This window comes from Variovorax sp. V93, from assembly GCF_041154485.1.
In the GTDB taxonomy this organism is placed as follows: Bacteria; Pseudomonadota; Gammaproteobacteria; order Burkholderiales; family Burkholderiaceae_C; genus Variovorax; species Variovorax beijingensis_A.
In genome coordinates this window covers 863,662-890,030 of sequence record NZ_AP028670.1, presented here as the reverse complement: position 1 = coordinate 890,030, position 26,369 = coordinate 863,662, and the positions used below count along the sequence as shown (strand labels likewise).

Here is a 26,369-nt window from a genome sequence, read left to right as displayed (position 1 = left end):
TCCCGGGCCTTGCTGGCGCACCTCAGTGGGCGTGCCCCGGGGCGGGGACGCGCCCCGGCTTCGGTTCGTCCTCGTGCGCATGGTCATCGTGCGGTGCGACCCCTTCGCGGGATCTCTTGAGCCACGTGCGCGCGAGCACCGGGTTGCGCTCGACGCCAGCACCGTTCTCGTAAGCCAGGCCCAGGGCACGTTGAGCCTGGGGGTTGCCGGCTTCCGCTGCGCGCTTCAACCAAGCCATGGCCGCGGGCAGGTTCTTGCGGACGCCACTGCCCGAGGCATAGCTTGCGTACAGCTCATACTGAGACTTGGCGGCGCATCGGTCGGCGCGGGTCGCGGTCAGCCGGTACCACCTGAATGCCTCGCGAGGGTTTCGCTCGACGCCGCCCAGCCCCTGCTTGTAGAAGTCGGCCACCATGCATTGCGCGATCACGGCGCCGCCGTCCGCGGCGCGCTTGAACCAGTGGAATGATTTCGCGAGGTCCCTGGGCGTGCTGCCGTTTCCGTTGAAGTAGACGAAGCCCAGGTCGGCCTGGGCCGGTGCGTACCCGTGCCGCGCCGACCGTTCGAGATAGCCGGATGCCATGGCCAGGTCCAGTGCCCGGCCCGTTTGGCCGCGGTAGTGGTTGGCGAGCTCATACTCCGCCTTCGCAAAGCCCTGGGCGGCGGAGGCCGCGTAGAGCTTGAACGCCTGTTCCCTGTCCATCGGCACCCCCGCGCCGTTGCCGTATCGCCGTGCCAGCTCGTATTGCGCTTCGGGATCATCCGGTTGCGCCGCCGCGGCACAACCAGGAACGGCGAGGCAGAGCGCGAGGAGGGCAGGAAGGAGGCGGGCCGCCTTCCTCGCACAGCGGCCCCGCTTCATTGGAAGGTCTGGGTGACGATGGCCGGCACGACGATCTCGCTCGCCCGGGTGAGCGAGATGGTCTTCGTCTGTCCCTTGGCGATGGTGGCGAGCACGGCCTGCGCGTCGGCCAGCGAGCCCAGGCGCTGCGTGCGCAGGTACTCCGGCGGATGGAAGCTGCCTTTGTCCGCATGAACGGACTCGACCGGGCCGCCCTTGTAGGTGATGGTGGTCCCCAGGCCCGGACTGAACTGCGTGAAGCCCTCGGGGATGTAGCCCTTGTAGACCGTGTCCTGCACGTCGATGGCGACCTGCACGTAGTAGCCGCCCGGATCGTTCACGTACTGGTCCGTCGAGGTCGTGATGCCGTTCGCCAGCAGGGGGAGCTTCGGGTTCTTGTTCTGCGGACCCACGAAGCCCTGGATGATTTTCCCGTCGTCCAGGATCCTGGCCGACACGGAGGTCAGGCCGGCTTCGCGGCCGGGCTTGAAGGGACCGGAGGTCTCGATGCTCTTGTACGTCGCATTCGCGGCGTCGCTCGCCGCGTAGGACGCCACCGAGCGGCGCTTCTCCAACTGGTTGGAGAACTCGCCGGTGATGTTCACGCCGCCGACGGCGGGCGAATCGAACACCTTCGAGCGCATCGCATCGAGCATGGTCAGCGGGGCGCCCGCGTTCGCCGGGTCGCGGTTGTAGGCCTTCAGCGCCTGGTAGACCTCGACGATGGGGAACTGGTTGGTGTGCTGCGGCGCCACGAAGTCCACATCGAGCGTGTTCTGCAGGTAGCTGAAGCCATGCTGGAACGACAGGCGCAGCCAGCCATTGGCGGCGGTCGGGCTGTTGAGGCCATTGAAGCCGTAGCCCCCGTGGTAGCCGAAGGTGTAGAACTTGCCGTCGCCGGGGTTCTTCACCTTGAACAGCATGTTGGTGCTGCCCGGTGTGTGGCCCGGCGACCAGATCACCATGATCTTCACGTTGCCGTAGTCGTACCACTTGTCGTATTCGTACGAATGGGAGATGCGCTCGCGGATCACGGTCTCGCTGGCCGGCAGCGCCCCCGTGATGTTCCAGGCGTTGCCCTGCAGGTCGGACGTGACGCCCACGGCATCTTCCTTCGACGCCCAGAGCGCGATCGGCTTGCCGGCGTTGTCCATCATCCTGAGCTGCTCGACGACCGTGCCGTAATGGTCGCTGTGGCCATGCGTCAGCCAGATGTCGGTGACCGATCGCGGATCGACGCCGACGAGCTCCATGTTCTTCCAGTACTGGTAGCCGCTGTTGGGCCATCCGGCATCGACCTTGATCACCTTGTCGTCCGACGGATCGTTGGGCGTGCCCATGTCGGCCTTGAGCAGGTACGAGGCGACTTCGTTGTCCCCCACGTAGTACATCGTGTTCTTCACCATCTCGAACGGCTCGGTGCTGCGGGAGTACGGCGCCGACGACGGCGAGGTCGCGTTGATCTTGCTGTAGGGCTGACCGGAGACAGGATCGCTGCCCTTGTCGTCCAGCATGGTGCTGAGCGTGGGCACGTCCCACACCGGCTTGCCGTCCGTGGTCGATGGCGGCGTGAAGTACCAGATCGCGACCACCTTGGCCGTATCGGCCGCGAGGTAGTTGTTGTCGAAAAGCAGATAGGCGCTCTGGCGCGACGTGGTGCCGTAGTCGTAGCTGGCAGTGACCGGAATCGAAGCGAAGTCGGAAACGGCGCTCTTCGCATAGTCGGCGGTGTTGACGTTGAACACCTTCACATCGGGCGAGACCGCATAGGTCTCCTCGTAGCGCCTGATCGGCTGCGCATAGGGCCGGCCGGCCTGGTCCGCCGTCAGGGTGTGGCCGTCGCCCACGGTGATGGTGGCTCCCGTCTTGTCGTAGACCCAGCCCGCCGCGACCATCGGTCCGGGCGCGTTGTCGTTCCGGCTGACTGCGGCGCCGTATTTCTTCAGGTTGAACTGGGCGGCGGTCGATTTGCCCTTCGCGAGGATGACGTTGAAGACCGGCGTGGTGCCGGCCGGAACGGCCACCGTGCCGGCATCGCTGCCGGGTATCCAGTCCACCAGGTTGCCGGGCGCGAGGCTGGCGAGGAGGGCGGCCGTCTTCGCAGTGGGAACGGCAACCGACAGGCTTCTGGCGCCGCTCTGGGTGAGCACCGGGATGCTGATGGTGTCGTTGCCCTTGTCGTCCGAGGTTGCGGCGGGTGTGCCGTACACCAGGCCGGCGGCCCTGAAGACCGGCGCAGCAGGTGGCTCCGGCGGGTTCTCAGGTCCTGCGCCCGGGATCTGGCCCGGGAGCTGGCCAGGGATCGAAATACCACCGTTGCCGCGCGAGTCGCTTCCGCCGCAGCCGAGCACCAGCAAGGATGCGAGGAGCGCAGGAAAGATGCGCCGTTGGTTCAGGACTGTTTTCATGATGGGTCTCAGGTGGGCTTCAGAGGCGTTCCAGGGAGCCGTCGGGGTTGCGCCGATAGCGCTTCAGCATCTCGTTCCACATCTTTCGGGCCTGGCCCGGATGCCACGCATGGCCGATGTCCGAGGTGATCTGCCAGCGGTACTCCGCGCGTCCGCTGTTCCAGATCTCGGTCGTGCGCCGCCCGTCGATCGCGATGGCCGGCGAGGAGAAGTTCTGGTTGACGGTTTCGCGCCAGAACGTCCTCGCGGCGGTCTCGCCCGCGGTGCCCCCGGGGAATTCGCTCGGCAGTTCCTGCTCCCCCCGGCATTGCCACACCGGCAGTGCGATATCGGTCCGCACAATGGGATTCGCATAGCTGGCGGCCGAGAGGTGCCCCGAGTAGCAAGGCGCGATCGCCGCGAACAGCTGCGGGTATTGCACGGCGATGCGGTTCGTGAGCGCGGTGCCCTGCGACGATCCGTTCAGGAAGACACGGCCATCGTCGATCTGGTAGGTCCTCTTCATCTCATCGAGCAGGTCGAGGAAGAACTGGACGTCGGGATTGTCTGCATCGATCGATGTCGTCCAGGTCGCCTTGAGACCATGCGGATACACGACGATGAAGCCCTCGTCGCGCGCCACGTCGTGCCATTCCGAAATCTCCGCCTGGAAGCGTGCCGACCCATTGCGGCCGTGAAAAGAGAACAGGAGCGGAAGCTTCTTTCCTTCCGCCACCAGCTTCTGGTATTGCGGAGGGACGTAGGTCAACCAGCGCCGCGGCTCGCCGGGGCGCAGGCTCTTGATCGTTTCCGTGAGCCCCATGTCCGCAATGCTCTTTTCCGCATGCAGCGTTCCGTTGTAGGACTTGTTGTCCGGGAAGCGCACCACCTTGCCGAACAGCTCTTCCCACACCAGCCTCGAGATCGCGGGCGATTCCGCCGGTCGGTCGAGCCGTGACAGCCTGACTTGCTGGACCGGGTTGTCCTTCACGAAATCCGTCACCGTCGGAAGGTCGCCAACTGCCTGCTGGTTTTGCGCATCCGTTGCGTTCGCCTGCCGCCAGAAGCCCGTCTGCTTGGCAAATGGATCGGCGCCGCACTGGAATTGCCAGACCGCCATCGCGGTCCTGGGCAGACTTTCCGCGGGGAGATTGAGCGTTGCCGGTTCGGCGGCGGCGCCGAACGACGCGACGCCGGTGGCCATGACGCCGAGTTCGCGCATGGCGAGCTCCTGCGCCATGACGCCGCCGGATCCTGCGCCGGTCAGGAAAGTGGACATCGTCGATGGAAGCCCGTAGCGCGTGCGCACGGCTGCGGCCGCTGCGACGATGAACGCGTGATCGTCGGAGCGGGCCGTGTCCTTGGCCGTGTTCCAGCCCGTCGGCTTGGCCACCGGAAAGATCGCGACGAAGCCCTTCTCTTCCGCGAGCGTGGGCCAGCCCGTGAGACGGGCGTTGTCCTCCGCGGACTGCCCCGCCCGGTGCAATGAGACGACCACTTCCACGCCCCTGGCATCCTGGTCGCGAAGGGCAGCGACGTCGCGCGGCGCGTACTCGTAATACTGGCGGTCCTCGCCGTTGACCTTGATCGTCTGCAGGACGAGGGGAAGTGCTGCCGAAGAGGGAGCCGCTGCTGCCGCGCCCGGCACGGCGGCGCAGTCGTCGGTCACCGTCGCCTGGGCTGGCGGAGGTGCCGCGGGGGCTGGAATGAAGGCGTATCCGTTCGACCCGCCGCCACCGCATCCTGCGGCCACGACCGATGCAGCCGCCAGCATCGTGAATTTCTTCATGCCTTGTCTCCTGTGGATTGCCCGCCCTCGGTGCGGGATAGTTATCGTTAACAAATTGAATTGTTAGCGCAACCAAATTGATCGTTCATTCGGATAAACCCGGCAGGGAGGGTTTGTTTTCCCAGCGGAAGCGAGGGCAGAGGTGCGCACTTGGCGCTCGCCAGGCAGGTTGGGGTTAGTCCCAAGAGGCAAATTGACTGTTAACGTTAACATTCGCTGCGCAGATCGCACGGCCCGTCGCCGCGCGAGCATCTCTTGTCAGGCACATCCCCGCTCCGCCTGGGGCGCTTTCCTCATGAACCCTCAAGAACTCAAATCCATCATGGGCTCCGGCCTGCTCTCGTTCCCGTTGACCGACTTCGACGCGAACGGCGACTTCAACAAGAAGGGCTACGAGCAGCGTCTCGAATGGCTCGCTCCCTACGGCGCGAGCGCGCTGTTCGCGGCCGGCGGCACCGGCGAGTTCTTCTCGCTGACCGGCGACGAGTACCCCGGCATCATCCAGACCGCGGTCGACACCTGCCGCGGCGTGGTGCCCATCATTGCGGGCGCCGGCGGCCCCACGCGCTTTGCGATCCAGTGCGCGCAGGCGGCCGAGAAGGCCGGCGCGCACGGCATCCTGCTGCTGCCGCACTACCTGACCGAAGCCGGCCAGGAAGGCCTGGCCGCGCACGTGGAAGCCGTGTGCAAGAGCGTGAAGTTCGGCGTGATCGTCTACAACCGCGCCACCAGCCGCCTCAAGCCCGAGACGCTGGCCGCGCTGGCCGAGCGCAACCCGAACCTCGTGGGCTTCAAGGACGGCGTGGGCGACATCGAGGCCATGGTGGCCATCTACCAGAAGATGGGCGATCGCTTCGCCTACCTGGGCGGGCTGCCCACGGCCGAGGTCTATGCCGCGGCCTACAAGGCGCTGGGCACGCCGGTGTATTCGTCGGCCGTCTTCAACTTCATCCCGAAGACCGCGATGGATTTCTACCAGGCCGTTGCCGCCGACGACCTGCCCACGCAGCACCGCCTGCTGAAGAACTTCTTCATGCCCTACCTGGAACTGCGCAACCGCGTGCCGGGCTATGCGGTGAGCATCGTCAAGGCCGGCGCGAAGATCGTCGGCCACGACGCCGGCCCGGTGCGCGCACCGCTCACCGACCTCAAGCCCGCCGAGATGGAACAGCTCAAGGTGCTGATCGACGCGCTCGGCCCGCAGTAACGCCCTTCCATTCGTCCAACGGAGACCTCATGAAAAAACTCTTGATTGCATTGGCCTGCTCGGTTTCGATGGCCGCTTTCGCGCAAGCGACGAACTGGCCCGAAAAGCCCGTGACCATCGTCGTGCCATTCCCGGCGGGCGGATCGACCGACATGGTGGCGCGCGCGATGGCCTTGCAGATGCAGACCAAGTTGGGACAGACCTTCCTCGTCGACAACAAGCCGGGCGCCACGGGCACGATCGGCGCCGGTTTCGTGAAGCGCGCGGCGCCGGATGGCTATACCCTGCTGGTCTCCTCGCTCGGTGCCTTCGTCGTGACGCCGCACCTGCAGAAGAGCGTGCCCTACGACGCGACCAAGGATTTCGACTACATCAGCGTCCCGGTCCAGGCGCCGAACGTGCTGGTCGCCAGCCCCGGCCAGAAGGCACGCACCGTGGCCGAAGTGATTGCCGAGCTGAAGGCGAACCCGGGCAAGGTGAGCTTCGCGAGCTCGGGCAACGGTTCGTCGGACCACCTGTCTGCCGAGGTCTTCTGGCAGCAGACCCAGACCGAGGGACTCCACATTCCCTACAAGGGCGGCGCACCTGCGATCAACGACCTGCTGGGCAACCAGGTGAACTTCTCGTTCCAGAACGTCAATGCCGTGCTCCAGCACATCAAGGCCGGCAAGCTCCACGCCATCGCCGTGACGGGCGACAAGCGCTCCCCCGTTCTGCCCAATGTGCCGACGCTGGCCGAGGCCGGTGTGAAGGGGGCCGAGGTCTATTCCTGGCAAGGTCTCGCGGCGCCGAAGGGCCTGCCGCCGGCCGTCAAGGAGAAGCTGGCCGCGGCCGCCATTGCCGCCATCAACGACCCGGAGGTGAAGAAGCGCATGGTGGAGCAGGGCCTCGAGATCGTCGCCAGCACGCCCGCCGAGTTCACCGCCTTCCAGGCCCGCGAGTGGACCCGCTGGAAGACGCTCATCGAGACACGCAAGATCACCGCCGATTGACAGCCACGGGTCCGCGCCGCGGACCCTTCTCCTTCACTGAGCCCATGACGACACTTCAGTCCTCCTCTCTTTCATTCTCCAGCCCCGTCGTCACCGCCATGCGCGTGGTGCCCGTCGCAGGCCACGACAGCATGCTCATGAACCTGAGCGGCGCGCACGGCCCGTTCTTCACGCGCAACCTGCTGATCCTGACCGACAGCGCGGGCCACACCGGCGTCGGCGAAGTGCCCGGCGGCGAGAAGATCCGCCAGACCCTCGAGGATGCGCGCGGCCTCATCGTGGGCCAGCCCCTCGGCCGCCACAACGCCGTGCTCAACGCCATGCGCAGCGCTTTCGCCAACCGCGACAGCGCAGGCCGCGGCCAGCAGACCTTCGACCTGCGCGTGACCATCCATGCGGTCACGGCGGTGGAGGCGGCCTTGCTCGACCTGCTGGGCCAGCACCTCGAAGTGCCGGTGGCCGCACTGCTCGGCGAAGGCCAGCAGCGCGACGCCGTGCAGATGCTCGGCTACCTGTTCTACGTGGGCGACCGCACCAGGACCGACCTGCCCTACGAGAGCGACCCCGGCGCCGCCGACGACTGGTTCCGCCTGCGCCACGAAGAAGCCATGACGCCCGAAGCCATCGTGCGCCTGGCCGAGGCCACGCATGCGCGCTACGGCTTCACCGACTTCAAGCTCAAGGGCGGTGTGCTGCGCGGCGAGGAAGAAGTCGAAGCCATCCGCGCGCTGCACGAGCGCTTTCCCAAGGCGCGCGTCACGCTCGACCCGAACGGCGGCTGGCTGCTGGCCGATGCGATCCGTTTGTGCCGCGACCTGCACGGCGTCATGGCCTATGCCGAAGACCCCTGCGGCGCCGAAGGCGTGTTCTCCGGCCGCGAGGTGATGGCCGAGTTCCGCCGCGCCACGGGCCTGCCGACCGCCACCAACATGGTCGCCACCGACTGGCGCGAGATGGTGCACAGCCTCTCGCTGCAGTCGGTCGACATCCCGCTGGCCGACCCGCACTTCTGGACGATGCAGGGCTCGGTGCGCGTGGCCCAGCTGTGCCAGGCCTGGGGCCTGACCTGGGGCTCGCATTCGAACAACCACTTCGATGTGTCCTTGGCCATGTTCACGCACGTGGCGGCGGCCGCGCCGGGCAAGGTCACGGCCATCGACACGCACTGGATCTGGCAGGACGGCCAGCGCCTGACCAAGGCGCCGCTGCAGATCGAGGGCGGGTTCGTGAAGGTGCCCACGCGCGGCGGGCTGGGCGTGGAGCTCGACATGGACGAGGTCGAGAAGGCGCACCAGCTGTACCTGAAGCACGGCCTGGGTGCGCGCAACGATGCGCAGGCGATGCAATACCTGATCCCCAATTGGAGCTTTGACAACAAGCGGCCCTGCATGGTGCGCTGAGCCTGTTCGCCGCGGCAGACCCCGCCGTGGGGACCGCCGCGCTGGGCTTCGGCACCGGTTCGACCTGTGTTCTTGTCGACCCGCGATTCGATCCGGCCCGCGGATTCACCAGAGCAGTCAACACGGTGATCGCTCACCTGGATGGTCGCGCGTGTCTCTCGCGTCCTTCGGTCATCTTCCAATGACGCCTCCAGCAAGCAACTGCTCAAGGCAAGTAAATCTCCGAGGCGTCCACTTCGCCAGCGGTGTTCGAAAATCCGCCGACAGCCAGCACGCGACCGTCATCCAGCAAGACCGCCGACGCAGCCCGGCGTACATTTGCCATCGGTCCCGCTGTTGTCCAGACGTCGAAGCCGGGGTTGAACACTTCTGCTGTATTCAGGTTGCTGCCGCCGGCCAGCAGCACGCGGCCGTCTGCCAGGACTGTGAGGCCGAGCAGCGCGCGTGTTGCCCTGAAGGTGCTCGTCGTCCATGTCGACGTCGCCGGGTGGAAACGCAACGCGGTGGTGCTGCCGTCCGCCAGCGCCAAGACACTGCCGTCGGCGAGCAATGCCGATCGGAAGAGGTTGCCGATGATGCTGATCGGCATCGACGTTGTTGAACTGCCATCGACCGCAAACACTTCGGCGGTGGTCAATTTCGACGTCTCTGCCGATTCGAATGGCCCAGGATCCGCAAAATCGCCGGACCATTCTGCATTCGGACTAGACCAAGTTCTCCGGATAAAAGCTCACGGCTCTCTTGGTTCCCAACCAGAACTTGGCGTCCATGCAGGCGGTCCAGTACAACTGGATCACGTCTTCAGGTCCCTGAAGCAAATTTTGATCCCAACACGGGCCAAGGTTTCATGAGTTGCAAATGGGGGGTCGGCTTGGGCGGCGGTGCTTCATACGATCCGCTCGCCGGGCGCCCAGGAGGCGCGAAAGCTGCTCCTGGGCCAGGCGGTGCGACGCTTGGAATATCGGCCACAGTTGGTGGCTCCTTGGGCATCGCAGGAGCAGGCATCAGCGGGCAGGCCGATGGCAGCCGTGGGTATGATTTTGGCAGAGGGTCGCAGTACAACGATCCGAGCCTGAAGGGCAACATTGGCTACGAGCCGGGCGGACGCACAGGAGCTTCGATCGGGGGCTCTATCGGCATTCAAGGTTCTATCTATCAATCGAGCGGACGCAGATGAAAAGACGGATGAAATGGCCAATCCTCGCAATGGTCCTATTGGGCGTTGGCGGCTTTGCATTCACCTGGTACGCAGCGGCGACTTCGCGTGAGGCGGAACTGGCGCGGGAGTACCTGATTGCCACCCCTGCCATGCAAACCAAGTACAAGACGATTGACACAGCGATGCTCACCGGCTTTCGAATGGCAGGTTCAAGGTCGTATTTCACCTACTGGGCCAAGACCGGTGACGGGCGCAAGTTCATCAAGGTGGTGGTTGATACGAATGTAGAGCCGTGGACGGTATCGGAGCTGCAGTAAGGACGCCGCTAGCCTGACCAGCCAGAATGGTCAAGCGGTCTGGCAGTGGTGCTATAGCGTGCTCGGGGAAGACAAGCGGACGACGGCGAAGACCGATTCGCCAACCTGGAGACAACACCGAACCCAGGCACCACCAGCGTCTCGGAGGTGAAGTTCAACCTGCGCTATCCGGGCCGTCGCGATAGGGGGTCGGGCGTTGGATGCTGGCAGGTGGCGTGAAGATTTTTATGCCCAATTGCCGATAACCGGGCGTCTACGTGCCTGTGGTTATCGGTGGTTGGCGCAGGCGATGCAAGTGACTCGAACTTGCACGGCGAAGCGCGGCTGATAGGCAGTGCGAATCAAATCGGTTTGGTGCCGATCTGCCAGTGCAATTGCCATAGGGTCAGAGATCGGCGGAATTCAACGATCAAGTCGCGTGATTCCCGCTTCCCGCTTCCCGCGCGCATGCGGCGGCACGCGCGATCCGAGAAAAAAAGGAACCTGACCGCCTGCATGGCCAGTCGTACCGAGGACGGCGAGTTACGGCTCCGTCCCACGCAATTCGTCGTGCAGCCAGTCAACCAGCTTGACCACATCCGGTCGGCGGCTGAGGTGAGGCGCAACCCAGATCGACAGCCGGTTCGGACCGCGCACAAATGCAAGCGGCGCCACCAACGTGCCGCTCGTCAGATGTCACGGACAAGCATGCGCGGCACGTTGGCCAGGCCCAAGCCACAGCGGGCGCCCTGGATGAGCAGATAGAAATGGTCGAAAGACTCGTCGACGTGCAACGCCAGTTTCGAATGGCCGCTGCAACTGGCCCAGTCGGCCCAGGCCGTCGGGCGGGTGCGCGAGACCATCAGCCGTGCACGAGCGAGATCTTCGACCGACTCAATCCGCTTGACGCTGTCGCGGGCGAGTCTGCGAACCATCTTGTACTGCACCTCGATCCACTGCAAGCTGCGCCTTGAATCGAGCAAATCAGCCTGGCTGGCAGCCTCGCATTGAAGTTGCCATCCCACACGAGGAGAAGGAAGGCGATGTACCAGGAAACTTTCATGAGGCGGGCGCTGGCGCTTTCGGCCAAGGCCCTCGAAACGCCGGGCACCGAGCCGTTCGGGGCCGTGGTCGTGAAGGACGGGCAGGTCGTTGGCGAGGGGCTCAACCACTCGGTGGCGAACTTCGATCCGACCTCGCACGGCGAAGTCGAGGCGATCCGCGATGCCTGCAGGCGGCTGCGCAGCGTCGACCTTGCCGGCTGTGACCTGTACACCTCGTGCGAGCCATGCGCCTTGTGCGTGGCGGCGATGCGCATCGCCGGCATCCGCGAACTCTTCTACGCCGCCTCCATGGAACAGGCGGGCCAGGCCTTCGACGGGCTGCCGGCCGCGGCTCGCCACCCGATCGACGTGGACGATCTCCGGGCGGAAGCGGGCGCGCCGCTGGCCCTGCGCAAGATGCCGGCGCAGCAGCACCTGGCCGATGAAGCCACCGAGGTGCTGGCCGCCTGGGCGGCGCCGCGCAAGCGCTGAGGGCCTGCCTGGCTAGAGCTTGATCCCCGCGCCCTTGACCGTCGGGCCCAGCACGTTCACCTGCTCCTTCACGAAGCCGTTGAATGCGGCGACGGTCTCGGGCTTGGCCACGATGCCCAGTTCGGTGAGCTTCTTCTGGATCTCGGGCATCACGAGCACCTCGTTGCAGGCCGCGTTGAGCCGCGCCACCACGTCCTCCGGCAGCCTGGCCGGTCCGGACAGGCCGAAGAAGTTCTCGAGCACCAGCTTCGGCTGCTTGAGTTCAGCGATGCTTGGCACGTCCGGCATCAGCGGCGAGCGCTGGGCGCCGGTCACGGCCAGCGGCACCAGCTGTCCGCTCTTGAAGAAGGGCACGTACGCGGTGATGACGTCGATGCCCACCGGAATGGTGTTGGCGATCAGGTCGGTGGTCATCGGTGCGCCTCCGCGATAGGGCACGTGCACCATGTTGATTCCGGTGATCTTCTTGAGCAGCTCGCCGTGGATGTGGCCGATCGAACCGGGGCCGCCCGAGCCGAAGTCCATGCGGCCGTCCTTGCGTCCGGCCGCCTCGAAATCCGCGTAGCTCTTGAACCCCGACGGCTTGCTGGCCATGATGACCAGCGGCGCGGCGCCCAGGTAGGCGATGTGGCTGAAGGCCGCCACCGGATCGTAGGGCTGCTTGTCGAGCGTGAAGGGGCCGAGCGCGATCGGCGTGGTGTTCGAGAGCATCAGCGTGTAGCCGTCGGGTGCGGCCGCGGCCACCTGCGCGCCGCCGATGGTGCCGCCCGCGCCGGGCTTGTTGTCCACGACCACGGGCTGCCCCAGCTTCTTCGACAGCTGTTCCGCCAGCAGGCGCGCCAGCACGTCGCTGGAGCCGCCCGGCGGAAAGGTCACGATGATCTTGATCGGCTTGTCGGGCCATTGCGCGAAGGCGGGGAGGGCGAGCGAGGCGGCGCCTGCCGCGAGCATGTGCAGCGCAGTGCGGCGGGTGGAGCGAAAGCTGGTGGTCATGGCGTTGTCCTCTGCTGGCGATGGGGAAACCACCGGATAGCAGGAACCGGGCCCGACGCGGAAAGCAGCAATCCCGCCAAACTTGTTACTCCCGCCGCTCGACGCCCGGTGCCAGACTTTTCTTCTCGCCCAACCAGGAGATTCAAGCCATGACGACTTCCACCGAGAACGCACAGAAGGGCGGCCAGCCCGCCATGCACACGCCACCGGTCGTTTCGCCCCACGCGTGGGAAGCGGCCCGCCAGCAGCTGCTCGTGAAGGAAAAGGCCCAGACCCGCGCGCGCGACGCGCTGGCCGCCGAGCGGCGGCGCATGCCGTGGATGGCCGTGGACAAGGCCTACGCCTTCGAAGGACCCGCAGGCAAGGTCAGCCTGCCCGGGCTGTTCGACGGCCGGCGCCAGCTGATCGTCTATCGCGCCTTCTTCGAGCCCGGCGTGTTCGGCTGGCCCGACCACGCCTGCCGCGGCTGCTCCATGGTGGCCGACCAGGTCGCCCATGTCGCCCACCTGAACGCCCGCGACACCACCCTCGTCTTCGTCTCGCGTGCGCCGCAGGCGGACATTGCGCGGCTGAAGGCGCGCATGGGCTGGGAGATCCCGTGGTTCACGCTCACCGACAGCTTCGACGCCGACTTCGGCGTGCACGAATGGCACGGCACCAACGTGTTCTACCGCGACGCCGGCGACCGCGTGTTCCGCACCTACTTCCTCAACAACCGCGGCGACGAGCAGATGGGCAACACCTGGAACTACCTCGACATCACGCCGCTGGGCCGGCAGGAGGTGTGGGAAGACTCGCCCGAGGGCTATCCCCAGACGCCCACCTACAAGTGGTGGAACTGGCACGACAACTACGCCGAAGAGGCCGTGCCCGACAAGAAGTGGGTCGAGATCTCCACCGCCGGCGAAGCGGCGTTCCGCGAGCAGAGCCTGAACGCGAAGCGATGAGCCGCAGCGGTGGCTTCGCCGGGCGGCGGACGCTCACACCGCCGCCGGCGGTGCCGGTCATGGTGCCGATCAGAATGGCCATGAGTGCCGGCAGTCGCCGCTCCTCGGCAACTAACTGTCGATCTCCCGCTTGAACCTGTATCGCCGATCCTTGCGAATCAACGACTTAGACTGTTTCTGGTCACAGAGTCTGGAACTCGCTTCTTCTCATCCGGATGCATGGCCGTGAAGGCGATGCGTGCGTGATCGGCGATGGCCACGAACAGCCAAAGTCATCTGCTTGACCGTCTCGATTCGGCGGGCAAAGGCAAGGCGGGCATGCTGATGGGTGTTCATGCGGTTGGGCGTCCTGGGTGGATTGGGTGTTTGGCGACTTCCAGTCTCTCAAACCCCATCCGGATGAACACCGGATACAAGCTATTGGAGCTTCACACCTCGCCGGGCTCATGAAGCAGGCGGCGCATGTCCTCCGCCCAGCGGGGGTTGCATCGCCACAGCGGCTGCAGCGCATCGGCGGTCGTCGTCGGTGCTTGCGACCAGTGCCGGGTCCACGCGGCTGCCGCTTCGTCAAGGCCCAATGCGGCGTTGGCCGCGGCCAGGGTGCGCATCGCCGGACGCCAGGCGGGCCGGACTTGAAGCGCGGCCAGTGCGCGCTGCAGTGCGTCCTCGGGCTTGTTGTCGAACAGGAAGGCGAGCGCCAGCACGTTGTACCAGACGAAGTTCTGCGGGTCGTAGCGGTTCAGCCGCAGGCCATGCGCCAGGGACTGCACCGCAAGCCCGGCATGGCCCGAATACAGGGCTGCCATGCCGTGCACGAGGTGGCCCAGTGCAAAGCTGGGGCTCAGCTCGACGGCTTTCTGCGCACTGCGCAGGGCGAGCGCAAAGTCGTCCGCGTAGACGGCGACGATCGCCAGCGCGTAGTGCGCGTAGGGGTTCTTCTCGTCGAGCTGCACGGCCTCGAGTGCGGCGGCGTGGCCCTCGCGCAGGTCCGCCGCCGGATCGTCGCTCCAGCCATAGGCGACGAGGCCGGCGTTGACGCGCCCGAGCCACAGGCGCGCCTCGGTGAGCTCGGCGTCGATCTGGCTGGCCTGCCGGAACAGCTCTCTCGCTTTCAGGTGGGTGGGCTTCGTGACGTGGTGGAACAGCCAGGAGCCCCGGGCCACGAGGTCCCAGCCGCTGACGCTGCCGCTGCGCCGGCGCGCCGCCAGTGCGCCGGCGTTCCTGAGCAGCTCGGGCTCGATGGCGCCGGCCACCTGCAGTGCGATGGCGTCCTGCACCTCGAACATGTCGGCGTCGGCGAAGTCCTGCCGGTCCGCCCAGAGACAGCCGCCGCTCGGCGCGTCGACCAACTGCGTCGAGATGCGCACGCGCGCACCCGACTTGCGCACCGATCCCTCCACCAGGTAGCGCACGGCCAGCTCGGCGGCGGCCGTGCGGCTGTCGACCCGCTTGAGCTTGTAGACCTGGCTCGCATTGCGGCCGGTCACCGAGAACCAGCGAAAACGCGTGAGCGCGGTGATGAGCGCCTCGGTCACTCCGTCGGCAAGATATTCCTGCGCGGGGTCGTCGCCCAGATGGGTGAATGGCAGCACCGCGATGCCGGGCCGGCCGCCGCGGTCGGGCTCGCCATGCTCGAGGGGCGCGAGCTGCGTGTCCTCGACCGCCGAGACGGCGGGCAGCCGGTACCCCAGGCGCGGCACGGTGACGATCCATTCCGCCTCGCCGGCCGGCGGCGTGCCGAGCAGCTTTCGCAAGGCAGTGACCTGCACCGAAAGGTTGCTGTCCTCCACCACCAGCCCGGGCCACGCCAGGCGCATCAGCTCGGCCTTGGACACCGGCTCGCCGCCCGCTTCGAGCAACGCCAGCAGGATGTGCAGCCCGCGCTGGCCCACGGCGAGTGCCGCGCCGTCGCGCGTGAGCGTGCCGCGCGCGCTGTCGAGCAGGAAGGGGCCGAACGAGAAGCGCTTCGTCATGGTGGATGGATGGCTCGTTTCGCAGGATTTCGCAAGATTTCGCCGCGGCTTCAGTGACATGCCGGCCCCGAGGCTTCATTGTCCCGCTATGGACGAGTTGCCCGCAAATGACAAGGAGACACGCCATGGACGCCCACACTTCCACCGAAGCCCGATTCGTCGTGCGTGGCTCGGCTCCCTACACGAGCACCCAGGGTTCGCGCTACGCGCCCGGCGTGAGCGCCGAGGCCACCGGCGCCACCTCGCTGTTCCTCGGCATGGTCACCCTGCCGGCGGGCGAGCGCACGAAGGCGCATGCGCATGAGCGGCACGAGTCGGCCCACTACATGGTCAGCGGCGAGGAGGTCGAGCTGTGGACCGGCCCGCGGCTGGAGCGGCGCGACGTGGCGCGGCCGGGGGACTATCTGTACATCCCGGCCGGCATGCCCCACGTGGCGGTGAATCGAGGCAGCACGCCGGCCGTGTTCGTCGGCGCGCGCAACGAAGCGGCGGCGCAGGAGAGCGTGCTCCTGCTTCCGGAACTCGACGCGCTGGTGCCTTGAGGAGCTCGGTCGAACTTCGAGGAGATGGACATGGCAATCATCGAAACCAGGATCGCCGCGATGGGCCTGCAGCTGCCTCGGCCGCTGCAGGCGCCGCCCGGGCTGAGGCTGCCTTTCGAATGGGTGCGGGTGCGCGGCCGAAGGGCCTTCGTGTCCGGGCAGGTGCCGCTGCAGGCGGACGGCCGCCTGGCCGGCCCGCTGGGCAAGGTGGGCGCCGAGGTTTCGCCCGAGCAGGGCTATGCCGCGGCACGCCTGGTCGCGCTGGCGCATCTGGCCAGCCTGCAGCGCGCCCTGGGCGACCTGGATCGCATCACCGCCTGGCTGCGGGTGTTCGCGATGGTCAACGTAGCGCCCGGCTTCTACGAGACGCCGCGCGTCACCAACGGCTACTCCGACCTGATCCTCGAACTCTTCGGCCCGGAGGTCGGCGCCCATGCGCGCTCGTCGATCGGAATGGTCATTCCGCTGAACGCGCCGGTGAACTGCGAGGCCGAGGTCGAGATCGACGGAGGCGACTGCTGAAAGCCCAGGAAGCGGCCTTTCCAAGTTATTGCAAGGGCGGGTTACTTGCTGGAAGCCCCACCATCACGCCCAGCCAGTCGAGGCCCGCGTGGCCCGCCGCCAGCACGCCGCTGATGGCAAACACCGCGATGCCGGCGAGATCGAGCAGGTACAGCAGCATGGCCATCCCGTCAGCGCAGCCGCTGGGCGGCGCGTTCGACGAGGACCGCCATCGCCGCCGCGTTGTCGGTTCCTTCGGCGGCCAGCCCGCTCGCGGTGCCCAGCCTGTCTTGCAGCGCCTCGTCCTGGCTCGCCTTGAGCTTGCCGACCAGGCGCTCGTTGGCGACCAGGCCTCCGCCCTGTTGCCGCAGCTATTGTGTCGTCTGCAGCTCGTACCGCGCGAACGAGACGGCGCCCTTCTGGATGATGCTGTGCAGCGCGAAGCCGAAGTGCTCATAGAGATTTCGCAGCCCGGGCCGGTCCGCGACGCAGTCCAGGCGAAGGTATGGCCGGCCGAGAGCCCGGGCGCGTGCACTGGCAAACGTCAGCAGCTCGGTCGACACGCCCTTCTTCGCCCACGCCCGGCGGACGGCCAGCTTGTGAACGAAGGCCGAGGTGCCAGGCGCGATCTCGGGCCAGAAGACGGGATCCTCCAGTTCGAACTTCATCACGCCGGCCAACTGCCCGCCTTCGCGTGCGACATGGAACAACCCCGAGCTCGCGTCTCGCAGAACGCGCTCGTGGCCGATCTCCGCACCTGACCACAGTGCTCTGCCGCCGTCGGAGAGCCATTGCGCGGCCTCCTGCAGGACGGAGGCGATCTCGTGCGCGTCCGAGGCGCGTGCTTGCTCGATGTTCATGGATGGTGAATGCGTCGTCCTTACGCGCCCTGAATGAAATCCACGAATGCCCGCAGCGGCGCCGGCAGCAGCCGGCGGCCGGGGTAGTAGAGGAACGGGCCCGAGAAGCGCGGCCACCACGGTTCGAGGATCGGCTCGAGCGCGCCGCTGTCGAAGTGGGGCCGCAGCCAGTCTTCGAACAGGTAGATCACGCCGGTGCCGGCGATCGCCGCGTCCACCGCCAGATCGGCCGACGAGCCGATGCGCACGATCAGCCGCCCGGTCACGTCGACGCGCAAGGTTTCGCCGTCGCGCTCGAACTCCCACAGCGGCATCGACCCGCTGGCAAAGCGCCCGCGCAGGCAGGCGTGGCCGAGCAGGTCGCGCGGATGCTCCGGCCGGCCGTGGCGATCGAGATAGGAGGGCGCGGCGGCCACGGCGAAGCGCTGGAAGCGCGGGCCGATCGGCACGGCGACCATGTCCTGCTCGAGCCGTTCGTCGTAGCGGATGCCGGCATCGCAGCCGGCTGCCAGCACATCGACAAATCCGTCCTCGGCAATCACTTCGAGCGAGATGTCGGGATAGGCGGCCAGGAAGCGCGGCACGATCGACGGCAGCACGAGCCGCGCGGCGCTGATCGGCACGTTGAGCTTGAGCGTGCCGGCCGGCCGGTCGCGAAAGCCGTTCACCACGTCGAGCGCCGCCTCGACTTCATTGAGCGCGGGCCTCAGCCGCTCGAGCAGGCGTTCTCCCGCTTCCGTGGGCCGAACGCTGCGCGTCGTACGGTGAAGCAGCCGCACGCCGAGCTCGGCCTCCAGCCGGCGCACCGCCTCGCTCAGGCCCGATGCGCTGGTGCCGCTCAGGCGCGCGCCCTCGCGAAAGCCCTTGGCCCCCGCCACCGCCACGAAGGCGTTCAGATCCCCGAGGTCGACGTTCATTGTTTGGAATTCCGCACAGCCCGTGCCGATTATGGTGGGTTATCAAGCAGCGAAGCGCTGCCTAGACTGCGCTTCACGACCCCGCTCCATCACTCCAGCGCTTCAGGAAAGACACCATGTCCAGCACGCAAACCGCCAGCACCTACATCCTCGGCGACCGCACCGTCCATCGGCTCGGCTACGGCGCCATGCAGATCGCCGGCCCCGGCGTGTTCGGCCCGCCCAGGGACCGCGAGGCCGCCGTGGCCGTGCTGCGCGAAGCGGTCGCGAATGGCGTCGACCACATCGACACCAGCGACTTCTACGGCCCGCACGTCACCAACCAGATCATCCGCGAAGCGCTCGCGCCGTACCCGAAGGACCTCGCCATCGTCACCAAGATTGGCGCGCGGCGCAGCGACACCGGCGCCTGGCTGCCGGCGTTCTCGCCCGAGGAACTGAGGCAGGCGGTGCACGACAACCTGCGCAACCTCGGCCTCGACGTCCTGGAGGTCGTCAACCTGCGTGTCATGTTCGACGTGCACGGCCCGGCCGAGGGATCGATCGAGGCACCGCTCACGGCGCTGGCCGAGCTGCAGCGCCAGGGGCTCGTGCGCCATGTCGGCCTGAGCAACGCGACGCCCGCGCAGGTGGCCGAAGGCCGCCGCATCTGCCGCATCGCCTGTGTCCAGAACCAGTACAACCTCGTGCACCGCGGCGACGACGCGCTGATCGACGAGCTGGCACGCGACGGCATTCCCTACGTTCCGTTCTTCCCGCTCGGCGGCTTCACCCCGCTGCAGTCTTCCGGGCTCTCCGGCGTGGCGCAGCGCCTCGGTGCCACGCCGATGCAGGTGGCGCTCGCCTGGCTGCTGCGCCGCTCGCCCAACATCCTGCTGATTCCGGGCACCTCCTCGGTCGGGCACCTGCGCGAGAACCTGGCCGCGGTGAAGCTGGAGCTGCCGGACGATGCGATGGACGCGCTGGACCGCGTGGCGGCTTCCGCGGCCGGGTGAGGGCACCGGGCGTCAGTCCGACGGCGCCAGGTGCTGCGCATTCCCGTCGGCGCGCCGGTGGATCCGCTCGGTCACTTCCACTCGGGCGCCCAGCGCCTCGAAGCGGTGGACAAGGTTGTCCTTCAGGGCCAGGCTGACGCTGTCGTCGAGCAGCTTCAGCGGCAGCTGATGCTTGAGCTTCAGCAGGCTTGCACCCGCGAGATGCCTGTAGTGCGGATGCGACTTGAGCGCCGTCAGGACCCGCAAGGGCTCGCTGCCCAGGTCCGTCAGATGCACCGTGCGGAAGACCGTCGGCGAATCGTCGCTCGGCAGCGAAGGCGGCGCATGCACCTCGATGCGCTCCATCAGCATCTGGAGATTCGGGAACAGCGGCTGCGGCGACCAGCGCCCGCTCCCGTGCCAGTCCCACAGCACCGGCACTTCGGGCTGGCTGATGTCGCCGATCAAGGGATCGCCATCCGCGTTCTGCAGGACCACCCAGTGCGCCTGCCACTGGCCCGCATCCACGGCGTCGCTCCACACCAGATGTTCGGGCGTGCTGGCTTTCTGGTTCAGGATGAAACGGTAGCCTTCCATTTCTGCCATGAGGCTGGGCACGTCGACAGCGCCCGAACCGGTGAGCACGCCCTCCGAATCCTCGCGCCAGCCCGGTTGCTTCAGCACGAGAGATTGGGTCCCCATGCGGCGGCACCACGCGAACCAGTCCTGGACCGGCGCGGGCAGGGGTGGCAGCGTGAAGCGGGCTGCCAGCGAGGCCTGGACGGCTGCCCGGTCGGGCCAGTTGTCGCGTGTGAGAGCCACTGGATCTCAGGACGCCTGCGCCGTCGGCACCGGGATGTCGAAATGCAGCACGTCTTCGCGCACGCCGAGCTTCGCGTACAGGGCGACCGCCGGCGCATCGGGTGGATCGGCCTGGACGAAGATCACGCAGGCCCCGCGCTCGGCGCCGATGCGCTGGAGCTCGCGGATCAGCGCCGTCGCCACGCCTGTGCGCCGGTGCTCGGCGGCCACGGCCAGGTCGTAGATGTAGATCTCGCTGCGCTCCTGCTCGAACTTCTTCAGCTCGTAGGCCGCGAGGCCGCCGATGACCTGCGATCCCTCGCGCGCCACCAGCGCAATGAAATAGCCGCTGCCCAGCAACTGCCGGAGGTAGGCGGGGCGAGGGCGGCGGGTGCCGTAGGTATCCGGATCGCCGAAGGCCTCGCCGAAAACGCCGAGAAGCGCATTCATCAGTGCCCCGTCGTCAGCCGAGAGCTGCTGGACTGTGTAGCTGGACATGGCGCAATCCTAGCAACGAAGAAGCGGCAGCCAGAGCGTGAAGCGCGTTCCGTCACTGCCGGACTCCCAGCGCACCGTGCCACCGATGGCCCCTGCGCGCCGCTGCTGGTTGCGCAGGCCGCGGCCGCTTTGGCGCAGGGCCTCCTCCACGGCAAAGCCCGAGCCGTTGTCCTCGATCATCACGCAGACGCCCTGGCCCTCGGTCGCGGTGCTGAAGCGGATGATGGTGGCCCGCGTGTGGCGCAGCACATTGGCCACGCACTCCTGCATGATGCGCAGGATGTGCAGCGCGCTGCCCGGGTCCAGCCAGGGCAGCGCGGGCACGGACTGCACGTCCCAGCGCAGCGCGAGGCCGGCGCTCTCGATGCGCGGCGCCAGGCGAAAGCGCAGGGTCGCCAGCAGCAGCAGCAGGTCGGCATCCACGCTCTCCATGGAATCGATGGCCAGCTTGAGGTCGTCCATGCAGCCCTTGAGCACGCCGGAGATCTCGGTGTCGGTCATGGCGCCTTGCTCCACCGAACGGATCGCACTGATCAGCGACGAACCGAGCCCGTCGTGCATGTCCTGCATCAGGCGCCGGCGCTCGGCACCGAGCATCTGCTCGTTCTCGATCACGCGCAGCCGCTGGTAGCTTTGCTCCAGCTCGGCTTCGCGCGCCCGCAGGCGCTCGGCCAGGCCCTTGTTCAGGCGGGCTACTTCGGCGAACGCGCCGGTGTACCGCTGGAACATGATGTACGAGAAGATGAAGAACAGGCTGATGATGGCGTAGGGCGAGGTGTAGACGCTCTCCGGGCTCACCAGGTTGTTCTGCAGCAGCCCGTCATAGGAGGTGAAGGCCAGCGCCAGCACGGCCCAGCCCGCCACCAGTCGCCCCTCGGGGAATTTGGAGCGCAGCGCCTTGCGCAGGTTCACCGCGAAGATCAGCATCGCAATGGGCAGCACGGCCAGGTTGAGCAGCGGCGTGAACAGGTAGAGACTGGGTACCGCCGCGGACGCATGGGGCAGCGTCGCAATGCTCGACGCCAGTGCCAGGCCCACCGACGAACGGGTCAGCCAGGGCGAGGGCTGTTGATGCAGGCGCTGCAGGAACAGGTGGATGAAGATGATCAGCCAGAGCAGGGAAGCCACGGTGATCCATTCGAACCACTCGTCCGACATCAGCAGGTGGTCGCCGGTCACGAAGTAGTGCAGCGTGCGCAGGAAGGCGGCCGCCGAGATGGCAAAGAACAGCAGGTAGAGCGATTCGCGCCGCTTGACCAGCCACACCGCGAACGCGAAGGCGCCCACCGCGAGGAACGCGGCGCTGCCCATGAACGGCAGCAGCACCTGCAGCAATTGGCGGCCCTGGTAGCGCCAGCGCAGCGAATCCTGGTCGCCCACCCACACCGTCGAAAACCCGCTTCCGCTGCTGCGCAGGCGGTCGACGCGGATCAGCACGGTCGAAGGTGAAGGCGTGTGGGCGGCCGCGTTCAGCGGCAGCAGCAGCGGATGGTTGTAGCCGTTGTGCACGGCGCTGCCTTGCGATTGATACAGCAGCACGCCGTCACCGTACACCGCAATGCGGCCCAGGGTCTTCCAGCGCGGAAGGTAGAGAAGGCGCGGCTGCGCCGAGGGCGCCGACCCGGACAGATCGATGCGGTACCAGTCGGTGACCGTGCGCACGCCGCCCGCGGATGTGGGCACCAGTTCCCGTCCGGCCGTACGCGGGAGGCTGACTGCTTGCCACCCGTCGCTTGGCAGCGCGGCATCCTCGCTGCGCCGCGGCGGGGCGGAATAGCCCATGCCTGGAATGGACAGCAGTTCGGCGCGCGTGATGTGCACAGCGCCATGGCTCTGCGGCGCTGCTGCATCCGCTGCCAAGGGCTCGGTGGCGCCCGCACCAGGCAGGACGGCGAGGAGCAGGGCCAGCCACAGCGTTGCGATCCACCGGCCAAGGGCAACGCGGGATGGTTTCATCAGGACACAATTATGTGCCCGACGAAGTTTTCCATTAAATGGAAAAGATAGACAAACTTCCCGCGCGCCGCGGGAACATCGGGAGGCAGTGCGCGTCCCCAGACCGGCGCTGCGTAGGGGTTAGTACCCAATTGCATTGAAGGCTGTCAGAAAGATAATTTCCATTCATTGGAACTAACTGCAGAACTTTCATGGCCGTGCGTCCTTCTTTGACTGGTGTATTTCCTGTGCTTCCCACCCCCTTCGATGCCCAGGGGCGGCCTGATGCGGCTTCGCTGCGCAGGCTGGTCGACTATCTGATCCGGTGCGGCGTCGATGGCATGACCTACCCGGGTGTCGCAAGCGAAGTGGGTCAGCTCGCGCCCGACGAGCGGCAATCGCTCCTGGACGCCGTGCTGTCCGAGGTGGCGGGCCGCGTGCCGGTGATTGCGGGCGTTTCGAGCAGCGACACCGCGACGACCGTGCGCCTCGCGGCCCAGGCAAGCGCACGCGGCGCGGCGGCGCTGATGGTGGCGGTGCCGCCGGATCGGAAGGGTGCGGCCGAACAGATCGCCTACTTCAGCGAGGTCGCGCAGGCGGCCGAGGGGGTCGCGCTCATGCTGCAGAACGTGCCGCCCCCGGTGGGCGCGGGGCTGGACCCGGAGGTGGTGCTCGAGGTCCTGGCGGCCGTTCCGTCGATCCGCTATGTCAAGGAGGAAACGCTGCCGAGCGGGCAGCGTCTCTCGGTATTGCGCGACAAGGCGCCGCCGAATCTGCTGGGTGTCTTCGGTGGCGCGGGCGGGCGCTACATCACGGATGAACTGCGCCGCGGCGCGGCCGGCACCATGCCCGCGATCGAGCTGGCGGAGGTGCACACCGCGCTCTTCAAGGCGCATCGCGAGGGCGACGCCGATCGGGTCCGCACGCTTTTCACGCGCATGCTGCCGGTGCTGAACGTGCAGGCGGTGTTTCGCTGGTCGCTGACGAAATACGTGCTCAAGAAGCGCGGCCTCGTCGCCGACACGCGCCAGCGCATGCCGGGGCCCCTGCTCGACGCGTTCGACATGGCGGATGTCGATGCGTTCCTGGCGGACATCGAGGACCTGCTGCTGCCGCAGGACCAGCTGCCATGACCGGCTTCGCGAAGATCGCGCAGGTCGAGAGCTTCATCATCTCGCTGCCGCGCGACACGCCCTACCTCGGGCCTCTGGGGCCCGGCGAGAAGATCAACGCGCGCGGCTACCTCGTGCGCAGCGGCAATCGCGCGATCTATCCGTCGGCCGACATGTCGGTGCTGATCAAGATCACCGCCGACGACGGCACCGTCGGCTGGGGCGAGACCTACGGCATCGTGGCACCCGACGCCGTCACGAGCATCATCGACGACGTGATCGGGCCGGTGGTCGTGGGTCGTGATCCGCGCGACGCGGTGGTGATCCAGGAAGACCTGTACGACCTGATGCGCGTGCGCGGCTTCTTCGGGGGCTTCTACGTCGACGCCATCGCAGGGGTCGACATCGCGGTGTGGGACCTGTTCGGAAAGCTGCTGGGCCAGCCCGTGGTCAAGCTGCTCGGCGGCCAGCGGCTCGAGACCGTGCCGGCCTACGTGTCCGGCCTTCCGGGAGCAACCCTTGCGGCCCGGCTCGAACTCGCGCGCGGCTTCGTCGCCAGGGGCTTCGATGCCTTCAAGTACCACGCGGCCGTCTCCTTCGACGGCATCGTGGCCGAGATGCGAATGCTGCGCGAGGGCCTGGGCGATGGCGTCCGGCTGATGGTCGACCTGCACTGGAAGTTCACCGCGCAGGAAGCGGTGCAGCTCATCGACCAGCTCGCGCCCTACAGGCCCTACTTCGTCGAGGCACCCTGCCAACCCGAGGACATCGAGGGCCAGGCCCATGTGGGTGCGAGCGTGCGCGTGCCGCTCGCGCTGGGGGAGGAATGGCGCACGGTCTTCGAATACCGCCCTCGCCTGGAGCGGCGCGCGATGTCGATCGTGCAGCCCGAGATGGGGCACACCGGCATCAGCCAGTTCATGCAGATCGGCCGCATGGCCAATGCCTTTCACATGAAAGTGATCCCGCACGCCAGCATCGGCCTGGGCATCTACCAGGCCGCCAGCCTGCACGCCACGGCAGCGCTGCCCAATGCGCCGATGCACGAATACCAGCACTCGGTCTTCGACCGCAACCTGAAGTACGTCCAGACCGCGATGCGCTGCGACGCTGGAGCCTTCCATCTGCCCGAGGGCCCGGGCCTGGGCATCGAGCCCGCCCCGGAAGTCTGGCAGTTCCTGAGAAAGAAAGGCGCTTCGCAATGAAGGCGTCGCTGATCGCCATCGACTGGGGCACTTCCAACCTGCGCGCGAGCCTGCTCGATGCGCATGGCGGCCTCCTCGAAGCCCGCAGCGCACCCGGCGGTGTGATGGCCGTGCCCGACCGGCGTTTTGCCGAAGCACTGCTGGCGCTGTGCGGCGACTGGATCGACACGCATGCGGTGCCCCTGATTGCCAGCGGCATGATCGGCAGCCGCCAAGGCTGGCAGGAGGCGCCCTACGTCGCCTGTCCGGCAGGGCTGCCGGCCGCCGCGTCGCAGCTGGTGCGGGTCGAGGTCAGGCCCGGCGCGGTGCTGCACATCGTGCCCGGCATCCGTTGCGTCGGTATCGACGGTGTGCACGACGTGATGCGCGGCGAGGAAACCCAGCTCTGGGGCGCAGGCCTTGCGGCCGGCGACTGCTGCGTGCTGCCGGGCACGCACAGCAAATGGGCCTGGCTGGGCGAGCAGGGCAAGGTCGACCGCTTCGAGACCTTCATGACCGGCGAGTTCTACGGCCTGCTGACGAAGCACGGCATCCTCGGCCGGCTCATGGCGTTCGGCACGGCGCGGCCCGAGGCCTTCGATGCCGGCGTCAGGCTGGGCCTGGCGCAACATGGCAACGCGTTGCACGTGGTGTTCGCAGCGCGCACCGCGGGGCTCATGGGCGACATCGAGCCGGAGGGCCTGCCCGACTATCTCTCGGGCATCCTGATCGGCCTGGAGATCGCGGGCGCGACCGCGCGGCAGCCGCAGCGCAGCGTCACCTTGCTGGGTGACGACGACCTGTGCAGCCGCTACGAAACCGCGCTCGGCATCGCCGGGGTGGACACGCGCCGCGCGAGCGAGGGGTCGACCACGCGAGGGCAGTGGCGTGTCGCCATCGAGGCCGGGCTTGCCAGGGACATGGCATGAACGGGGTCATTGCCATCTTGCGCGGCATCGCGCCCGACGAGGTGCTCCAGGTGGGGCATGCACTGGAAGCCTGCGGGGTTCGCTGCATCGAAGTGCCGCTGAATTCGCCGCAGGCGTTCGCCGGCATCGCGTCTCTCGCGCGCGAATTCGGTGACCGCCTGCAGATCGGCGCAGGCACCGTCCTGACGGCCGCGCAGGTCGATCGCGCCGTCGACGCCGGCGCGCAGCTGGTGCTGTCGCCCCACTTCGACGCCGACGTCGTGCGCCGGACCAAGGCACGCGGGGTGTATTCGATGCCCGGCGTGGCCACCCCCACCGAGGGCTTTGCAGCCCTTCTGGCGGGCGCCGACGCGCTCAAGCTCTTTCCCTCCGAGCTGCTGGGTACCGCGGCACTGAAGGCATGGACCGCGGTGTTCCCTGCGGGGACGCCGATGTTCAGCGTCGGCGGCGTCAACGTCGACAACATCGGGTCCTTCAAGGCGGCCGGTGCATCGGGGGTCGGCATCGGGTCCGGCCTCTACACGCCGGGCATTTCGATCGGCGAACTGGCCCGCCGCGCAAGGGCGCTGATCGCGCGCTGGTCGGCGGCCTGAAGGA

General features: G+C 67.2%; 25 protein-coding genes and 1 pseudogene. 13 read left to right on the top strand and 13 right to left on the bottom strand.

Annotated features, from left to right (window positions below; translation table 11 throughout):
- Positions 1-22 precede the first annotated feature (22 nt).
- From ACAM54_RS30245 to ACAM54_RS30235, 3 genes are read right to left on the bottom strand one after another with little or no spacing between them, the layout of a single operon-like run.
- Positions 23-862: a tetratricopeptide repeat protein gene (locus ACAM54_RS30245; protein ID WP_369651286.1), complete on the bottom strand. Its 840-nt coding sequence runs from the start codon at positions 860-862 to the stop codon at positions 23-25.
- Positions 859-3,249, bottom strand: coding sequence for an MBL fold metallo-hydrolase (locus ACAM54_RS30240; RefSeq protein WP_369651287.1), 2,391 nt, complete (start codon positions 3,247-3,249; stop codon positions 859-861). The genes ACAM54_RS30245 and ACAM54_RS30240 overlap by 4 nt, the downstream gene beginning before the upstream one ends.
- A gap of 19 nt (positions 3,250-3,268) precedes the next feature.
- The gene (locus tag ACAM54_RS30235) at positions 3,269-5,017 is read right to left on the bottom strand and encodes a PHB depolymerase family esterase (protein WP_369651288.1); all 1,749 of its coding nucleotides are present in this window, start codon (positions 5,015-5,017) and stop codon (positions 3,269-3,271) included.
- A gap of 295 nt (positions 5,018-5,312) precedes the next feature.
- On the opposite strand from ACAM54_RS30235, the gene kdgD reads away from it, so the two are divergent.
- Genes kdgD through gudD form a run of 3 tightly spaced genes read left to right on the top strand, consistent with a single transcriptional unit; the run spans position 5,313 to position 8,616 of the window.
- Complete coding sequence (gene kdgD, locus ACAM54_RS30230) at positions 5,313-6,224, top strand: 5-dehydro-4-deoxyglucarate dehydratase (RefSeq protein WP_145741964.1); 912 nt, start codon at positions 5,313-5,315, stop codon at positions 6,222-6,224.
- A gap of 29 nt (positions 6,225-6,253) precedes the next feature.
- The gene (locus ACAM54_RS30225) at positions 6,254-7,216 is read left to right on the top strand and encodes a tripartite tricarboxylate transporter substrate binding protein (RefSeq protein WP_192328805.1); all 963 of its coding nucleotides are present in this window, start codon (positions 6,254-6,256) and stop codon (positions 7,214-7,216) included.
- 44 nt (positions 7,217-7,260) lie between these two features.
- Positions 7,261-8,616 (top strand): glucarate dehydratase, encoded by a 1,356-nt coding sequence (gene gudD / locus ACAM54_RS30220; protein WP_369651289.1) that lies wholly within the window; start codon positions 7,261-7,263, stop codon positions 8,614-8,616.
- Positions 8,617-8,821: 205 nt separating this feature from the next.
- On the opposite strand, the gene ACAM54_RS30215 is transcribed toward gudD, so the two are convergent.
- Positions 8,822-9,253, bottom strand: coding sequence for a hypothetical protein (locus ACAM54_RS30215; RefSeq protein WP_369651290.1), 432 nt, complete (start codon positions 9,251-9,253; stop codon positions 8,822-8,824).
- Between the two features lie 548 nt (positions 9,254-9,801).
- Here ACAM54_RS30215 and ACAM54_RS30210 point away from each other — a divergent pair.
- Entirely contained in the window at positions 9,802-10,092 is a 291-nt protein-coding gene (locus tag ACAM54_RS30210) for a hypothetical protein (protein ID WP_369651291.1), read from the top strand.
- A 668-nt stretch (positions 10,093-10,760) separates the two neighbouring features.
- On the opposite strand, the gene ACAM54_RS30205 is transcribed toward ACAM54_RS30210, so the two are convergent.
- Complete coding sequence (locus ACAM54_RS30205) at positions 10,761-11,033, bottom strand: hypothetical protein (protein ID WP_369651292.1); 273 nt, start codon at positions 11,031-11,033, stop codon at positions 10,761-10,763.
- 99 nt (positions 11,034-11,132) lie between these two features.
- Here ACAM54_RS30205 and ACAM54_RS30200 point away from each other — a divergent pair, with 99 nt between their 5' ends.
- Positions 11,133-11,606, top strand: a complete 474-nt coding sequence (locus ACAM54_RS30200) for a nucleoside deaminase (RefSeq protein ID WP_307698089.1) — start codon at positions 11,133-11,135, stop codon at positions 11,604-11,606.
- Between the two features lie 12 nt (positions 11,607-11,618).
- On the opposite strand, the gene ACAM54_RS30195 is transcribed toward ACAM54_RS30200, so the two are convergent.
- Positions 11,619-12,599, bottom strand: coding sequence for a Bug family tripartite tricarboxylate transporter substrate binding protein (locus tag ACAM54_RS30195; protein WP_369651293.1), 981 nt, complete (start codon positions 12,597-12,599; stop codon positions 11,619-11,621).
- Positions 12,600-12,748: 149 nt separating this feature from the next.
- Between ACAM54_RS30195 and ACAM54_RS30190 the strand changes: the two genes are divergently transcribed.
- Complete coding sequence (locus ACAM54_RS30190) at positions 12,749-13,546, top strand: DUF899 domain-containing protein (protein WP_369651294.1); 798 nt, start codon at positions 12,749-12,751, stop codon at positions 13,544-13,546.
- 428 nt (positions 13,547-13,974) lie between these two features.
- Here the strand turns inward: ACAM54_RS30190 and ACAM54_RS30185 are convergent, their stop codons facing one another.
- Positions 13,975-15,519, bottom strand: coding sequence for a winged helix-turn-helix domain-containing protein (locus tag ACAM54_RS30185; RefSeq protein ID WP_192325880.1), 1,545 nt, complete (start codon positions 15,517-15,519; stop codon positions 13,975-13,977).
- Positions 15,520-15,644: 125 nt separating this feature from the next.
- Between ACAM54_RS30185 and ACAM54_RS30180 the strand changes: the two genes are divergently transcribed.
- Together ACAM54_RS30180 and ACAM54_RS30175 are read left to right on the top strand one after the other, a co-directional pair.
- Positions 15,645-16,061, top strand: a complete 417-nt coding sequence (locus ACAM54_RS30180) for a cupin domain-containing protein (RefSeq protein ID WP_369651296.1) — start codon at positions 15,645-15,647, stop codon at positions 16,059-16,061.
- A gap of 30 nt (positions 16,062-16,091) precedes the next feature.
- Positions 16,092-16,583: a RidA family protein gene (locus ACAM54_RS30175; RefSeq protein ID WP_145747087.1), complete on the top strand. Its 492-nt coding sequence runs from the start codon at positions 16,092-16,094 to the stop codon at positions 16,581-16,583.
- A gap of 58 nt (positions 16,584-16,641) precedes the next feature.
- Here ACAM54_RS30175 and ACAM54_RS30170 read toward each other — a convergent pair.
- From ACAM54_RS30170 to ACAM54_RS30160, 3 genes and pseudogenes are all read right to left on the bottom strand, one after another.
- Positions 16,642-16,743, bottom strand: a pseudogene (locus ACAM54_RS30170) (TRIC cation channel family protein); the annotation flags it as partial.
- 190 nt (positions 16,744-16,933) lie between these two features.
- Positions 16,934-17,422 carry a GNAT family N-acetyltransferase gene (locus ACAM54_RS30165; protein WP_192325884.1) on the bottom strand — a complete coding sequence of 163 codons (489 nt, stop codon included), beginning with the start codon at positions 17,420-17,422 and terminating at the stop codon, positions 16,934-16,936.
- A gap of 20 nt (positions 17,423-17,442) precedes the next feature.
- Positions 17,443-18,339 (bottom strand): LysR family transcriptional regulator, encoded by an 897-nt coding sequence (locus ACAM54_RS30160; protein WP_192325886.1) that lies wholly within the window; start codon positions 18,337-18,339, stop codon positions 17,443-17,445.
- A gap of 116 nt (positions 18,340-18,455) precedes the next feature.
- On the opposite strand from ACAM54_RS30160, the gene ACAM54_RS30155 reads away from it, so the two are divergent.
- Positions 18,456-19,334, top strand: coding sequence for an aldo/keto reductase family oxidoreductase (locus ACAM54_RS30155; protein ID WP_369651297.1), 879 nt, complete (start codon positions 18,456-18,458; stop codon positions 19,332-19,334).
- Between the two features lie 12 nt (positions 19,335-19,346).
- Here the strand turns inward: ACAM54_RS30155 and ACAM54_RS30150 are convergent, their stop codons facing one another.
- From ACAM54_RS30150 to ACAM54_RS30140, 3 genes are read right to left on the bottom strand one after another with little or no spacing between them, the layout of a single operon-like run.
- The gene (locus tag ACAM54_RS30150; RefSeq protein ID WP_369651298.1) at positions 19,347-20,135 is read right to left on the bottom strand and encodes a hypothetical protein; all 789 of its coding nucleotides are present in this window, start codon (positions 20,133-20,135) and stop codon (positions 19,347-19,349) included.
- Between the two features lie 6 nt (positions 20,136-20,141).
- Positions 20,142-20,612, bottom strand: coding sequence for an AAC(3)-I family aminoglycoside N-acetyltransferase (locus ACAM54_RS30145; RefSeq protein WP_192325892.1), 471 nt, complete (start codon positions 20,610-20,612; stop codon positions 20,142-20,144).
- Positions 20,613-20,621: 9 nt separating this feature from the next.
- Positions 20,622-22,568 carry an ATP-binding protein gene (locus ACAM54_RS30140; RefSeq protein ID WP_369651299.1) on the bottom strand — a complete coding sequence of 649 codons (1,947 nt, stop codon included), beginning with the start codon at positions 22,566-22,568 and terminating at the stop codon, positions 20,622-20,624.
- A gap of 227 nt (positions 22,569-22,795) precedes the next feature.
- Between ACAM54_RS30140 and ACAM54_RS30135 the strand changes: the two genes are divergently transcribed.
- From ACAM54_RS30135 to ACAM54_RS30120, 4 genes are read left to right on the top strand one after another with little or no spacing between them, the layout of a single operon-like run.
- Entirely contained in the window at positions 22,796-23,680 is an 885-nt protein-coding gene (locus tag ACAM54_RS30135) for a dihydrodipicolinate synthase family protein (protein ID WP_369651898.1), read from the top strand.
- Positions 23,677-24,864 (top strand): mandelate racemase/muconate lactonizing enzyme family protein, encoded by a 1,188-nt coding sequence (locus ACAM54_RS30130; protein WP_369651300.1) that lies wholly within the window; start codon positions 23,677-23,679, stop codon positions 24,862-24,864. Before ACAM54_RS30135 ends, ACAM54_RS30130 begins: the two co-directional genes overlap by 4 nt.
- Positions 24,861-25,772 (top strand): 2-dehydro-3-deoxygalactonokinase, encoded by a 912-nt coding sequence (locus ACAM54_RS30125; RefSeq protein ID WP_369651301.1) that lies wholly within the window; start codon positions 24,861-24,863, stop codon positions 25,770-25,772. The genes ACAM54_RS30130 and ACAM54_RS30125 overlap by 4 nt, the downstream gene beginning before the upstream one ends.
- Positions 25,769-26,365: a 2-dehydro-3-deoxy-6-phosphogalactonate aldolase gene (locus ACAM54_RS30120; protein WP_369651302.1), complete on the top strand. Its 597-nt coding sequence runs from the start codon at positions 25,769-25,771 to the stop codon at positions 26,363-26,365. The genes ACAM54_RS30125 and ACAM54_RS30120 overlap by 4 nt, the downstream gene beginning before the upstream one ends.
- Positions 26,366-26,369: the final 4 nt, after the last annotated feature.

What these genes read in the sequence shown, in the direction of transcription:
- ACAM54_RS30155 (WP_369651297.1), top strand. Translation starts at nt 18,456, where the DNA reads ATGTCCAGCACGCAAACCGCCAGCACCTACATCCTCGGCGACCGCACC.
- ACAM54_RS30235 (WP_369651288.1), bottom strand. Translation starts at nt 5,017, where the DNA reads ATGAAGAAATTCACGATGCTGGCGGCTGCATCGGTCGTGGCCGCAGGA.
- ACAM54_RS30240 (WP_369651287.1), bottom strand. Translation starts at nt 3,249, where the DNA reads ATGAAAACAGTCCTGAACCAACGGCGCATCTTTCCTGCGCTCCTCGCA.
- ACAM54_RS30175 (WP_145747087.1), top strand. Translation starts at nt 16,092, where the DNA reads ATGGCAATCATCGAAACCAGGATCGCCGCGATGGGCCTGCAGCTGCCT.
- ACAM54_RS30180 (WP_369651296.1), top strand. Translation starts at nt 15,645, where the DNA reads ATGGACGCCCACACTTCCACCGAAGCCCGATTCGTCGTGCGTGGCTCG.
- ACAM54_RS30120 (WP_369651302.1), top strand. Translation starts at nt 25,769, where the DNA reads ATGAACGGGGTCATTGCCATCTTGCGCGGCATCGCGCCCGACGAGGTG.
- ACAM54_RS30200 (WP_307698089.1), top strand. Translation starts at nt 11,133, where the DNA reads ATGAGGCGGGCGCTGGCGCTTTCGGCCAAGGCCCTCGAAACGCCGGGC.
- ACAM54_RS30165 (WP_192325884.1), bottom strand. Translation starts at nt 17,422, where the DNA reads ATGAACATCGAGCAAGCACGCGCCTCGGACGCGCACGAGATCGCCTCC.
- ACAM54_RS30195 (WP_369651293.1), bottom strand. Translation starts at nt 12,599, where the DNA reads ATGACCACCAGCTTTCGCTCCACCCGCCGCACTGCGCTGCACATGCTC.
- ACAM54_RS30245 (WP_369651286.1), bottom strand. Translation starts at nt 862, where the DNA reads ATGAAGCGGGGCCGCTGTGCGAGGAAGGCGGCCCGCCTCCTTCCTGCC.
- gudD (WP_369651289.1), top strand. Translation starts at nt 7,261, where the DNA reads ATGACGACACTTCAGTCCTCCTCTCTTTCATTCTCCAGCCCCGTCGTC.
- ACAM54_RS30225 (WP_192328805.1), top strand. Translation starts at nt 6,254, where the DNA reads ATGAAAAAACTCTTGATTGCATTGGCCTGCTCGGTTTCGATGGCCGCT.
- ACAM54_RS30210 (WP_369651291.1), top strand. Translation starts at nt 9,802, where the DNA reads ATGAAATGGCCAATCCTCGCAATGGTCCTATTGGGCGTTGGCGGCTTT.
- ACAM54_RS30190 (WP_369651294.1), top strand. Translation starts at nt 12,749, where the DNA reads ATGACGACTTCCACCGAGAACGCACAGAAGGGCGGCCAGCCCGCCATG.
- ACAM54_RS30185 (WP_192325880.1), bottom strand. Translation starts at nt 15,519, where the DNA reads ATGACGAAGCGCTTCTCGTTCGGCCCCTTCCTGCTCGACAGCGCGCGC.
- kdgD (WP_145741964.1), top strand. Translation starts at nt 5,313, where the DNA reads ATGAACCCTCAAGAACTCAAATCCATCATGGGCTCCGGCCTGCTCTCG.
- ACAM54_RS30160 (WP_192325886.1), bottom strand. Translation starts at nt 18,339, where the DNA reads ATGAACGTCGACCTCGGGGATCTGAACGCCTTCGTGGCGGTGGCGGGG.
- ACAM54_RS30130 (WP_369651300.1), top strand. Translation starts at nt 23,677, where the DNA reads ATGACCGGCTTCGCGAAGATCGCGCAGGTCGAGAGCTTCATCATCTCG.
- ACAM54_RS30140 (WP_369651299.1), bottom strand. Translation starts at nt 22,568, where the DNA reads ATGAAACCATCCCGCGTTGCCCTTGGCCGGTGGATCGCAACGCTGTGG.
- ACAM54_RS30145 (WP_192325892.1), bottom strand. Translation starts at nt 20,612, where the DNA reads ATGTCCAGCTACACAGTCCAGCAGCTCTCGGCTGACGACGGGGCACTG.
- ACAM54_RS30125 (WP_369651301.1), top strand. Translation starts at nt 24,861, where the DNA reads ATGAAGGCGTCGCTGATCGCCATCGACTGGGGCACTTCCAACCTGCGC.